Origin of the sequence: Aeromonas sp. R5-3 (assembly GCF_040908225.1) — a bacterium.
Classification (GTDB): Bacteria; Pseudomonadota; Gammaproteobacteria; order Enterobacterales; family Aeromonadaceae; genus Aeromonas; species Aeromonas dhakensis.
Map to the genome: position 1 here is coordinate 1 of NZ_JBFODH010000026.1, position 12,277 is coordinate 12,277.

Here is a 12,277-nt window from a genome sequence, read left to right on the forward strand (position 1 = left end):
CTGACCCCATGCCGAACTCAGAAGTGAAACGCTGTAGCGCCGATGGTAGTGTGGCATTCGCCATGCGAGAGTAGGACACTGCCAGGCACCCAATTTTAGATTACGCGGTGAGCGTGGTCTTTACCGGTTAGTGTGCTGATATGGCTCAGTCGGTAGAGCGCATCCTTGGTAAGGATGAGGTCCCCAGTTCGATTCTGGGTATCAGCACCATTTTCAAGTAGTACAGCTTTTGCCTGACGGCAATAGCGCCGTGGAACCACCTGATCCCATGCCGAACTCAGAAGTGAAACGCGGTAGCGTCGATGGTAGTGTGGCATTCGCCATGCGAGAGTAGAACACTGTCAGGCACCCATTTAGAAGAGGCCTCCCATTCGGGAGGCCTTTTTGCATTGGAAATTTGCCGTTCTGATGGGTTTCTTTTAGTAAAAATGCTGGGATGTCAGCACGTTGCCCGTTACTCTTGGTCTGGTGTTGTCGCGCGTCATTGCCAGAGGAGTATGCATGGCCACGTTGAAGGAAATTGCACTGGAGGCGGGGGTTTCCCAGGCTACCGTGTCGAGGGTGCTCAATGAAGATCCGACGCTGAGCGTCAAGGAAGAGACCAAGCAGAAGATCTTTGAGATCGCCGAGCGGCTGGAGTACAAGACCAGCGGTGCCCGCAAGGGGGTTCACAAGAGCAAACTGCACTTCCTGGCGGTATATGCCTACCCGCAGAGCACCGAGGTCAACGACCCCTATTATCTGGCCATCCGCTATGGCATCGAGACCCAGTGCGCCCGACTCAACATCGAGCTGACCCACTTCTACAACGGTGCCGAGGGGCGCGATCTCTCTGCCGTCGACGGTATCCTGGTCATCGGCCATCTGCCTGCAGAGCGTCTCGCCGCGCTCCACTCCCTCTCTGCCCAGTTGGTGTTCGTGGATTGCCGTTCTCAGGGGGACTTTGACTCGATTGACGTGGATTTGGCGCTGATCAGTCAGCAGGTAGTGGACTTCTTCATCGCCCAGGGACACCAGCGCATCGGTTATATCGGCGGTCAGGATGATGGCCCGGATCTGCGCGAGCTGGCCTTCCTCGACTACGGTCAACGGCTGGGTGTGGTGCAGGAGAGCGACCTCTATCGCGGGGATTTCTCCAGCGCCTCCGGCTACACGTTGGCGAAGGAGATGCTGGTCGGGGATTGGCCCAAGGCGCTGTTCGTGGCCTCCGACTCCATCGCCATCGGCGTGCTGCGGGCCATTCACGAGAAGGGGCTGGCGATTCCCCAGCAGATCGAGCTTATCAGCGTCAACGATATTCCAACCGCCAAGTTCACCTTTCCGCCGCTCTCCACGGTGCGGATCCACTCCGAGTTGATGGGCTCCCAGGGGGTCAATCTGCTGGTTGAACGGCTGCGTGACGAGCGGGATATCCCGCTGCGGGTGCTGGTACCGAGCAAGTTGACCCTGCGTGGTACTACGCGATGATTTTAGTAAAATCATCTGATTTTTAGTCGCATCATCTTGCGGTGGTGCGACACCCCTCCCAAGCAAATCTCTTTCCCATATCATTCCATTTCATCATATCATATTGTTTTATAGTTGATTTTATTCCAGTTCAGCCAACTATCATCAACATCCATGCCACTCCTCCATACCTTTCCCTCCTTTATCTCCCGCTTCTGATCTCGCTCACAAAACCATCTGTGCATTGTGATCAGGTTAAAACTTTACCGATCTAAAACTGATATTTAGTAAATGTTTATCTAGAGTTTACCCAGTTAACGTTGCCTTGTTCCGGGAGGACATGTGAATAACTGGGAAAACGTCCAATTCGTTGGTGAAAACAGGCTGGCCCCGCGCGCCTACTTCTTCTCTTATGCCGACCACGGGCTGGCGGCCACCATGCAGCGCGAGCTGAGCCGCCGTTTTCTGAGCCTTGGCGGCCAGTGGCAGTTCCACTACTTCGATCACCCCCTGCAGGTGCCGGAGGCCTTCTATCACAGCCCCATGAACGAGTGGGGCCAAATCACCGTGCCCAACATGTGGCAGATGGAAGGGCATGGTCAGCTGCAGTACACCGACGAGGGTTTTCCCTTTCCCATCGATGTGCCCTTCGTGCCGACCAACAACCCCACCGGCGCCTATCAGCGCAGCTTCACGCTGAGCCCGGCCTGGGATGGCGAGCAGGTGATCATCAAGTTTGACGGGGTGGAGACCTACTTCGAGGTCTATGTGAACGGCCACTACGTCGGCTTCAGCAAGGGGAGCCGCCTCACTGCCGAGTTTGATATCAGTGCCTACGCCAACACCGGCGAAAACCTGCTGTCGGTGCGGGTGATGCAGTGGGCGGACTCCACCTATATCGAAGATCAGGACATGTGGTGGATGGCGGGGATCTTCCGCGACGTCTATCTGGTGGGCAAACCGGCCACCCATGTACAGGACTTCTTCATCCGCACCGCGCTGGCAGAGGACAACCAGAGCGCCACCCTGAGCTGCGACATCCAGCTCGAGAACCTGGGGGCAGCTGCCCGTGATCACCGTCTGGTCTGGTCCCTGCTGGATCAGGGCAGCGAGATCGCCAGCGGCTCGCTCGACCATCTCGCCATCGACGGCAAGTGTGATTGCCGCTTCACGCTGGATCTGGCCAACCCCCATCTGTGGAGCGCCGAAGACCCTTACCTCTATCAGCTGCAACTCTCCCTCTACAACGGTCAGGGTGAGCTGCTGGAGGTGATCCCGCAGCGGGTCGGGGTGCGTGAAATCACCGTCAAGGATGGCCTCTTCTACGTCAACGGTCACTACCTCAAGCTGCATGGGGTGAACCGCCACGACAACGACCACCTCAAGAGCCGTGCGGTCGGCATGGATCGTGTTGAACGCGATATCGTGCTGATGAAGCAGCACAACCTCAACTCGGTACGTACCGCCCACTACCCGAACGATCCTCGCTTCTACGAGCTGTGCGACCAGTACGGTCTGTTCGTGATGGCGGAGACCGACGTGGAGACCCACGGTTTTGCCAACGTCGGCGATCTCAGCCGCATCACCGATGACCCCTTCTGGGAGCCGGTGTTCGTGGATCGCATCGAGCGCCACGTGCACGCCCAGAAGAACCACCCCTCCATCATCATCTGGTCGCTCGGCAACGAGTCCGGCTACGGCTGCAACATCAGAGCCATGTACCAGCGCTGCAAGGCGATCGACCCGACCCGGCTGGTGCACTACGAAGAGGATCGCGATGCCGAGGTGGTGGATGTGGTGAGCACCATGTACTCGCGCGTCTCCCAGATGAACTGCTTCGGCGAGTTCCCTATGACCAAGCCGCGCATCCTCTGTGAATACGCCCACGCCATGGGCAACGGCCCGGGTGGCCTCAGCGAATACCAGCAGGTGTTTGACCGTCATCCCCATATCCAGGGTCACTACATCTGGGAGTGGTGCGATCACGGCATCCTGGATCAGGACGAGCAGGGGCGCCCGGTCTACAAGTACGGCGGCGACTACGGCGACTACCCCAACAACTACAACTTCTGCATGGATGGCCTCATCTACCCGGATCAGACCCCGGGGCCGGGCCTGCGCGAATACAAGCAGGTGCTCTGCCCGGTCAAGGTGCGCGCGCTGGATCTGGCGAGCGGCATGCTTGAGCTGGAAAACCGCTACTGGTTCTCCAATCTGGACGACATCCGCCTGTTGGTCGAGGTGAAGGCGGAAGGCGAACTGCTGGCGAGCCAGCAGCTGCGGGTGGAAGGTATTGCCCCCGGCGCCACCACAGAGTTGCAACTGGCACTGCCGACCCTCGACGAGCGGGAAACCTTCGTCCAGCTGCGAGTCATCAAGGCCACCGCCACTCGCTACAGTGCGGCAGAGCATGAGCTGGGCCAGTACCAGTTCCAGCTGAAAGAGTCGACTCGCCAGCTGCAACCCTTTGCCAATCCCAACGCCACCCCATTGCAGATCGCCGATGAACGCCTCGCGCTGACTTTGAGCGGTAGCGGCTTTGCCCTGCGCTTCTCGCGCCTCGACGGCAAGCTGGTGAGCTGGCAGCAGGATGGTATCGAGCTGATTGAGCGCTCGCCGCGCCTCACCTTCTTCAAGCCGATGATCGACAACCACAAGCAGGAGTACGAGAGCCTGTGGCACCCGAATCACCTGCAGATCATGCAGGAGCACTTCCGCACTCTGAGCTGGCGTCAGCTGGGTGAGGCGGTCGAGGTGACGGTGGAGAGCCTGATCGCGCCGCCGGTGTTCGACTTCGGCATGCGCTGCCGCTACGTCTACACCCTGAGCCCGAACGGCCAGCTGCACGTGGCGCTGTCCGGCGAGCCCTACGGCGGCTATGACGACATCATTCCCAAGATCGGTTTCGAGCTGGGTATTCGTCAGGATCTCGACCGGGTGCACTACTACGGCATGGGGCCGGGCGAAAACTATCAGGACAGCCGCCAGAGCAACTGGATCGACAGCTTCCAGAGCACAGTGGGCGAGATGTGGGAGCACTACCCTTTCCCGCAGGACAACGGCAACCGCCAGCAGGTGCGCTGGGCGACCCTGACCAACCGTCACGGCGCCGGTCTCTACGTGCGGCCCGATGCCCCCATCAACCTGAGCGTCTGGCCCTACAGCTGGGAGCATATCCACGGGGCGCAGCACATCAACGAGCTGGAGCCCTGTGGTTATCTCACCCTCAATCTGGATCACAAGGTGCTGGGGCTGGGTTCCAACTCCTGGGGCTCCGAGGTGCTGGACTCCTGGCGGGTGCGCTTCGAGCCGTTCAGCTTCGGTCTGACCCTGCTGCCCATTGCCCGTGGCAACCTCAATCCGGCTGCGCTGGCCGGGCTCGATCTCACCATCAACGGCGGGAGGAACCTCGCATGATCACCCTGGACAACCTGACCCTGTTCAAAAATATCTACCGGGAGGGCAAGAAGTGGGGCCGCTGCGTGGAGGCCATCGACAACCTGCCGAACCTCAAGCCAGGTATCTGCCACTCCATCGGTGACTCCCTCACCTACCGCTTGCAGGAGGGGGCCAGCCCAGCCACCTCACTGTTCGAGGGGCAGCGCCGCTACTTCGACGTTCACTACTACCTGGAAGGGGCAGAGACGGTGGAGTGGGCTGCCAAGTCGGAGCTGGGGGTCGAGCAGGCCTACGACGACACCACTGACCGCGAGTGGCTGGCCGGTGAGGTGCGTGAGCGCCAGCAGGTCGGCAATGGGCAGGTGGTGATCTTCGAGAACGACGAGGCCTACCGATTCGTCGGCGACGGGCCGGTGCGCAAGCTGATCATCAAGGTCACCGTCGAAGGCGGCTACTTCAAAAACAAATAACAAGCCGCCGGTTCTGCACTGACAAAGCCGGAAGGGCGGGGCTCACCCTACAAATCATGCCCCGCCCTTTCGCGAGATAACTACAGGTCTGGAGATGCACCATGTCTGATTCCAAACGCAATACGATAGGCAAGTTTGGTCTGCTGTCGCTCACCTTCGCGGCGGTATTCAGCTTCAACAACGTCATCAACAACAACATCGAGATCGGTCTGGCCTCGGCCCCGATGTTCTTTCTGGCCACCATTTTTTACTTCATTCCGTTTTGCCTGATCATTGCGGAGTTCGTATCACTGAACAAAAACTCCGAAGCGGGGGTGTATGCCTGGGTGAAGAGCTCCCTCGGCGGTCGCTGGGCCTTTATCTCCGCCTACACCTACTGGTTCGTGAACCTCTTTTTCTTCACCTCCTTGCTGCCGCGGGTCATCGCCTACGCCTCCTATGCCTTCCTCGGCTACGAGTACATTCTCACCCCGGTGGCGACCACGGCCTTGAGCATGGTGCTGTTTGCCTTTGCCACCTACGTCTCCACCAACGGCGCCAAGATGCTCGGCCCCATCACCTCGGTGACCTCGTCCCTGATGCTGCTGTTGACCCTCTCCTACATCCTGCTGGCGGGTGCGGCTCTGGTGGGCGGCGTGCAACCAGCCGACCCCATCACGGTAGAGGCCATGGTCCCCGATTTCAGCTGGGCCTTCCTGGGCATCACTACCTGGATCTTTATGGCGGCCGGGGGCGCCGAGTCGGTGGCGGTCTACGTCAATGACGTAAAAGGCGGCTCCAAGTCATTCGTGAAGGTGATCATCGTCGCCGGGATCTTTATCGGCGTGCTCTACTCCATCGCGTCTCTGCTGATCAACGTGTTCGTCCACAGCGACACCCTGAAATATACCGGCGGCTCGGTACAGGTGTTCGAGGGGCTGGCGGCTTACTTCGGTTTGCCGGAGATCCTGATGAACCGCTTCGTCGGGCTGGTCTCCTTCACCGCCATGTTCGGCTCCCTGCTGATGTGGACGGCGACCCCGGTGAAGATCTTCTTCTCCGAGATCCCGGCCGGCATCTTTGGCAAGAAAACCGTCGAGCTGAACGAGAACGGCGTGCCCGCCCGTGCAGCCTGGATCCAGTACCTCATAGTGCTGCCGCTGATGGTGATCCCGACCCTGGGCTCCAACACAGCGCAGGATCTGATGAACACCGTCATCAACATGACCGCTGCCGCTTCCATGCTGCCGCCGCTGTTCATCATGCTGGCCTACCTCAATCTGCGTCTGAAGCTCGACCACCTGCCGCGGGATTTCAAGATGGGGTCGCGCACTACCGGCATCGCCGTGGTATCGGTGTTGATCGCCATCTTCTCGGTGGGCTTCCTCGCCTCCACCTTCCCGACCGGCGCCGACATCATGACCATCGTCTTCTACAACGTCGGCGGGATCGTGATTTTCCTCGGCTTCGCCTGGTGGAAATACAACAGATACGAGGCCTCCCTCAGCGCCGAGGCGCGCGCCAAAGAGGCCGAGCCGGCGGCGCAGGTCGCCATGCAGGCGCCATAGGCACTGCATTGAATCCCAATCAGACCGGGTGGCCGTTGGCCACCCGCAAACCATTGAGCCAGATAAGGAGAAGAGCATGAGCGAGACGATCGAGTTTGCCGAATTCAAGCGGGTCGAGATGAAGGTGGGCAAGGTGCTGGAGGTGGTGCGCCACCCCGGGGCCGACAAACTCTACATCGTCCAGATCGACGTGGGGGGCGAGCGGCCGCTGCAGACCGTCACCAGTCTGGTGCCCCACTACCGCGAAGAGGAGCTGATGGGCAGCGAGGTGGTGGTGCTGACCAACCTCAAGCCCACCCGAATGCGCGGTGAGCGTTCCGAGTGCATGTTGCTCTGCGCCGAGACCCAAGACGAGAGCCAGAGCGTGCTGCTGCAGCCGCGGGTGCCGATGGCGCCGGGCACTCCGATCGTTTGAGTGGTTTTGCGAGCCGGTGCGGGAGACTGCACCTGTTCACCAACGAGGCCACCAAGTGGCCCGATCATAACAAGAGAGTAAAGCGCGGGGCCGACAGACCCTTGCCGAACATATCACAGAGTCACAGCGTTACCCGCAGGGAGCGCGAGTCCACTGGAGGACACCATGTCTGAATCCGTACGCGGCACCATAGGCAAGTTTGCCCTGTTGTCGATGACCTTTGCCGCCGTGTTCAACGTGCGCAACATCGTCAACAACAACATAGAGCTGGGGCTCAGTTCCGCCCCCATCTTCCTGCTGGCGACCATCGTCTACTTCATCCCGTTTGTTTTCATCATTGCCGAGTTCGTCTCGGCCAACAAAAACTCCGAGTCGGGGATGTACGACTGGCTGAAAAAACCGCTCGGCACCCGGATGGCCTATCTGGGCTCGTTTCTCTACTGGTTCGTGAACCTGTTCTGGTTCGTCTCATTGCTGCCCAACGTCATCGCCTACGCCTCCTACGCCATGCTGGGCTATGAGTACAGCTTCTCGCCCATGGTCACCTCGATCATCTCCATCGTGCTGTTTGCGGCGGCGACCCACATCTCCACCAAGGGGGCGAGCTGGCTCGGCAAGATTGCCGAGATCGTGGCCTACGGCGTGTTTGCCCTGTTCGCCATCTATGTGCTGGGCGCCCTGATGGCCCTCGGTGGCGATCATGTACCGGCCCAGCCCATCACCCTGGAGGCGATGACTCCCACCATCAACTGGGCGACGCTGGGCATCATGTGCTGGATCTTCCAGGCGGCGGGCGGTGCCGAGACGGCGGCGGCCTACCTCAATGACGTGAAGGGGGGCCAGAAGTCCTTCATCAAGGTGATCATCAGTGCGGGTATCGTTATCGGTGCCATGTATGCGGTCGGTTCCCTGCTGGTGAATGTGTTCGTGCCGCGCGAGAGTCTCACCTATGCCGGCGGCATGGTGGAGATCTTCACCGGCATGGCCCAGTACTTCGGGCTCTCCGAGGCGCTGGTGGGCCGCTTCGTCGGCGTGGTGCTGTTCATCGCCATGTTCGGCTCCATGATGATGTGGACCTCGGCGCCGGTGAAGATCCACTTCTCCGAGATCCCGCAGGGGGTCTACGGCGAGAAGACCACCCAGCTCAACGAGCACGGCGTGCCGGTGCGCGCCGCCTGGTGGCAGTTTGTCTTCGTGTTCGTGATGCTGGTGGTCAACGGCTTCGGTTCCGAGTCGGTGCAGCAGATGATGAACACCGCCATCAACCTCACCGCCGGTACCGCCATGCTGCCGCCGATCTTCATCATGGTGGCCTACTTCGTGTTCCGCTGGAAACACGACGACACCCCGCGCGAGTTCCGCATGGGATCGCGCAAGTTCGGGATGGGGGTGGTGTCGGTGCTGATCGCCATCTTCGTGGTGAGCATGAGCGCCTCCGCCTTCCCGGCCGGGGTCGATCTGGTGCGCGCCTTCTTCATCAACGTCTTCATGACGGCGGTCTTCTCGGCGCTGGCCTACTGGTGGATCTCCCGTTTCGAGAAGCGGCAGGTCCGCAAGCAGGCAACCGGCACAGCCGGCGGCAAGCTGGCCAAACAGAGCTGAAGCACAAGGCTGGCCGGATCCGGTGGCCAGCCGGGTTTGCTTAATTTCCGGCAGATAAAGGGGGGCGCTCAACTTTGCGCCTCCCGCTTATCGGGGTAAGCTGGGGATCCGTTTCAACAGGAGCTGTGCCACAGCTCCTGTTGTGTTTCCTGTCGTCCCCGATCACCGGCTCCGCGTGGGGACGGGATCTGCTTTCACCGGAGACCGCTCGTGCGTCTGGATCCCTTTACCTCTGTACTGATTGTGGTGGTCGCGCTGGCCTCCTTCTTCCCCTGCGAGGGGCAGGTAGCCGTCTGGTTCGGTCTGCTGACCAAGCTGGCGGTAGCGCTCTTGTTCTTCATGCATGGTGCCAAGCTGTCGCGCCAGAACCTGCTGGCGGGCCTCGGCCACTGGCGGCTGCACCTGGTGGTGATGGCCAGCACCTTCGTGCTGTTCCCGCTGTTGGGGCTGCTGCTCACGCCGCTGGTGCCCCACTGGCTGAGCCCGGCCATCTACCTCGGTTTCTTGTATCTGTGCGCCCTGCCTGCCACCGTGCAATCGGCCATCGCCTTCACCTCGATGGCCGGCGGCAATGTGTCGGCGGCGGTGTGCAGCGCCTCGGCCTCCAGCATTCTCGGCATCTTCCTCTCGCCGGTACTGGTGGGGCTGATGATCAATGTGCAGGGGGAGGGGGTCGATACCTGGCACTCCATTCAGGCCATCATGGTGCAGCTGATGCTGCCGTTCGTGGTGGGCCACCTGTCGCGCCCGCTCATCGGTCGCTGGGTCGACAGCCACCGGCCGCTCATTGGCAAGCTGGACCAGAGCTCCATCCTGCTGGTGGTCTATGTGGCCTTCAGCGAGGCGGTGGTGCAGGGGATCTGGCATCAGGTAGGCTGGTACGATCTGGCCAGTATAGTGCTGCTGAGCTGCGTTCTGCTGGCACTGGTGCTGGGCTGGAACGTCTGGATCAGCCACCGCCTCGGCTTCAACAGGGCGGACGAGATCACCATCGTCTTCTGCGGCTCGAAGAAGAGCCTAGCCAACGGGGTGCCGATGGCCAACGTCATGTTCCCGGCCGCCAGCGTCGGGGTCATGGTGCTGCCGCTGATGATCTTCCACCAGATCCAGCTGATGGTGTGCGCCGTGCTGGCTCGTCGCTACCGCGAGCAGGAGGCCGTACCCCAGGTGCAGCAGGGGTAAGACGCCCGGATAAAAAAGAGGGAGGCCAGTGGGCCTCCCTCTTTCGTTTGCCGCCTCGTCAGCGTTTGCGCCAGACGGTGAGCTGGGCCACCGTGTGCTGGTACTTGCGGGCGGTCTCGCGGATGACGAAGGGGACGTCCCGCGGGGGCATGTGCTCCTCGAACTCCTCCGCCAGCAGCCGCTGCAACGACTGATAGGTGCCGAGGGCCTCGCCGTTCTCGCGCACACCGCCGAGCCAGTTGGCTTTTGGGGTGTAGTCGGTCAGCCAGGTGTAGGGGCTGGTGAGCACCAGCAGGCCGCCGCTGCGAAGGCGCGGAGCGATGTCCCGCAGGAAGCGGGCAGGTTCCCGCAGCCGGTCGATGAGGTTGGAGGCGAGCACCAGATCGTAGTCCGCATACTTGGGCTTGAGGTTGCAGGCATCCCCCTGGCTGAAGTGAACGCGATCGGCCTGCTGGCGGCCGAGCTCATGGCGGGAGAGCCGCGCCTCGCAATACTCCACCAGCTCCCCCTCCATCGGCACCGCGTAGCGGAAGCTGTCCTGGCTGGCGAGCGCCAGCGCCACGTCGATGAAGCGGGCCGAGTAGTCGACCCCGTCCACGTGGGCGAAGTGGCGCGCCAGCTCGAAGCTGGCGCGGCCGGTGGCGCAGCCGATGTCGAGCGCGCGCTCATGGCGGCTGCAGAGCTCGCTGGCAAGGCCGGCCAGAGCCTCGGCGTAGTTGGCGACCCCGAAGTGGTTCGGCCCGTACTGGAAGTCGAGATACTGAGCGACGAGCGTGTCGGTTTCATAGGGATTCACGATGACGGGCTCCTGATGGCGGGATACCAGATAGCGGAAGCCCGCATGCTGGAAGAAGTGGCGACGGAAGGCGTAGCGGGAGGACTTGAGCGCCTCGTTGCCGGTACTGATCCAGCTGCCCCCCTTGATCAGGGTGTGTTTGCCGTCGAAGGTGGGGGTGGAGAAGTCGTCGTAGAGGGGGTGCACCTTGAACCCCTCGAAGCCGTCGATGGCGGTGCTGGTCCACTGCCAGACGTTGCCCACCAGATCGAAGAAGCTGCCCTGCGGACAGGCATCCACCGGACAGGAGGAGGCGAAGCGAGCCAGGTTGATGTTGCCGGGCGCCTCGATCCAGTCCGGCTGGTCACCAGCCAGCTGTTCGCGCAGCAGCATCCACTCCGCCTCGCTCGGCAGCTGGATGGGCAGGCCGGTCTGGGCCGCCTGCCAGCGGCAGAAGGCGGCGGCCTCCAGCTGGTTCACCTCCGCCGGCCAGTCCCAGGGCATAGGAACCTGCCTTGTCATCAGTCGCAGTTGCAGTTGCTCGGGCTCGAGGGGGTCGCCGACCCAGAAGGTGGGCATGCGGGCCCCGGCATACTGGCGCCAGCCCCAGCCTTCGTCATCCCACCAGTCACGGGTCTCGTAGCCGCCCGCCTGCACGAAGTCGAAAAATTCTGCGTTGCTCACCAGCATGCGGCTGGCCTGGAAGGGGGCCAGTTCGATGTGGCGCTCGCCATATTCGTTGTCCCAGCCGTAGGTGGCGTCCTGTTTGCCAAGCCGCACCCGGCCACCGGCCACCGGCAGCAGGCTGTTGGCGGGCACCTCGTCACGGCGATGGCGCGCCTCGAGGCAGACCGGCCACTGGGGCTGGCTGCGCACCCAGGCCAGCGGCAGCTGGCGGATCAGCACGCTGGAGGTTTCGAGGTGGATGCGCTCGTGCTCTATGCCCATCAGGATGACCCAGGCCGGGCTCTGCCAATGGATGGGCAGCTCGATCGGCATCCGCTCGATGAAATCACACACCAGGGCGCGCACCCGGCCCCGATAGTCGCGCAGCTCGCTGACGGAGGGCCAGTCGTAGTGGGTCTCGTCCAGATCGTCCCAGCTCATCTCGTCCACCCCGATGGCGACCATGGCCTCGATGCGGGCGTCGAGGCGGCCCTCGATGAGGCGTGCCGCCAGCAGCTTGTTGATGAAGAAGGCGGCGGTGTGGCCGTAGTAGAAGATGAGCGGGTGGCGCAGGGGGATCGCCTTGTCAAACCAGGCCCGCTCGTCGGCCAGGCAGTCGAACAGCGAGTCGTAGAGATCGAAGGTCTGGCAGAAGTAGGTGAGCAGCTCGCGGCGTTTTTGTTCGGGATCGCTGCCAGTCAGCAGCGGGGTTCGGGTCGGTTCCGGCAGGCCGGTGGCGGTGGAATAGAGAAGAGTGGCTTGGGTCACGCTCTGA

8 protein-coding genes, 1 tRNA gene and 1 rRNA gene are annotated in these 12,277 nt (G+C 61.6%); 9 read left to right on the plus strand and 1 reads right to left on the minus strand.

Annotated elements, in window-relative coordinates; translation table 11 throughout:
- The first annotated feature begins 134 nt into the window (after positions 1 to 134).
- The 9 genes from AB5Y95_RS17835 to AB5Y95_RS17875 all read left to right on the plus strand — a co-directional run bounded on the left by AB5Y95_RS17835 (position 135) and on the right by AB5Y95_RS17875 (position 10,061).
- Positions 135 to 210: transfer RNA gene (locus AB5Y95_RS17835), tRNA-Thr, on the plus strand.
- Positions 211 to 232: 22 nt separating this feature from the next.
- A 5S ribosomal RNA gene (gene rrf, locus AB5Y95_RS17840) occupies positions 233 to 347 on the plus strand.
- A 154-nt stretch (positions 348 to 501) separates the two neighbouring features.
- Positions 502 to 1,467, plus strand: coding sequence for a transcriptional regulator EbgR (gene ebgR / locus AB5Y95_RS17845; RefSeq protein WP_279700429.1), 966 nt, complete (start codon positions 502 to 504; stop codon positions 1,465 to 1,467).
- A 321-nt stretch (positions 1,468 to 1,788) separates the two neighbouring features.
- Complete coding sequence (ebgA, locus tag AB5Y95_RS17850) at positions 1,789 to 4,863, plus strand: beta-galactosidase subunit alpha (RefSeq protein WP_368161748.1); 3,075 nt, start codon at positions 1,789 to 1,791, stop codon at positions 4,861 to 4,863.
- A complete protein-coding gene (locus AB5Y95_RS17855; protein WP_368161749.1) occupies positions 4,860 to 5,315 on the plus strand; it encodes a beta-galactosidase subunit beta in 456 nt (151 codons plus the stop codon). The genes ebgA and AB5Y95_RS17855 overlap by 4 nt, the downstream gene beginning before the upstream one ends.
- A 101-nt stretch (positions 5,316 to 5,416) precedes the next feature.
- Positions 5,417 to 6,862, plus strand: coding sequence for an amino acid permease (locus AB5Y95_RS17860; RefSeq protein WP_368161750.1), 1,446 nt, complete (start codon positions 5,417 to 5,419; stop codon positions 6,860 to 6,862).
- A 76-nt stretch (positions 6,863 to 6,938) separates the two neighbouring features.
- Entirely contained in the window at positions 6,939 to 7,277 is a 339-nt protein-coding gene (locus tag AB5Y95_RS17865) for a tRNA-binding protein (RefSeq protein ID WP_019841071.1), read from the plus strand.
- A 165-nt stretch (positions 7,278 to 7,442) separates the two neighbouring features.
- Entirely contained in the window at positions 7,443 to 8,879 is a 1,437-nt protein-coding gene (locus tag AB5Y95_RS17870) for an amino acid permease (RefSeq protein WP_368161751.1), read from the plus strand.
- A gap of 210 nt (positions 8,880 to 9,089) precedes the next feature.
- Positions 9,090 to 10,061 (plus strand): bile acid:sodium symporter family protein, encoded by a 972-nt coding sequence (locus AB5Y95_RS17875; RefSeq protein WP_219326789.1) that lies wholly within the window; start codon positions 9,090 to 9,092, stop codon positions 10,059 to 10,061.
- Positions 10,062 to 10,119: 58 nt separating this feature from the next.
- Here the strand turns inward: AB5Y95_RS17875 and ovoA are convergent, their stop codons facing one another.
- Positions 10,120 to 12,270 carry a 5-histidylcysteine sulfoxide synthase gene (gene ovoA / locus AB5Y95_RS17880; RefSeq protein WP_368161752.1) on the minus strand — a complete coding sequence of 717 codons (2,151 nt, stop codon included), beginning with the start codon at positions 12,268 to 12,270 and terminating at the stop codon, positions 10,120 to 10,122.
- Between the last annotated feature and the right edge of the window lie 7 nt (positions 12,271 to 12,277).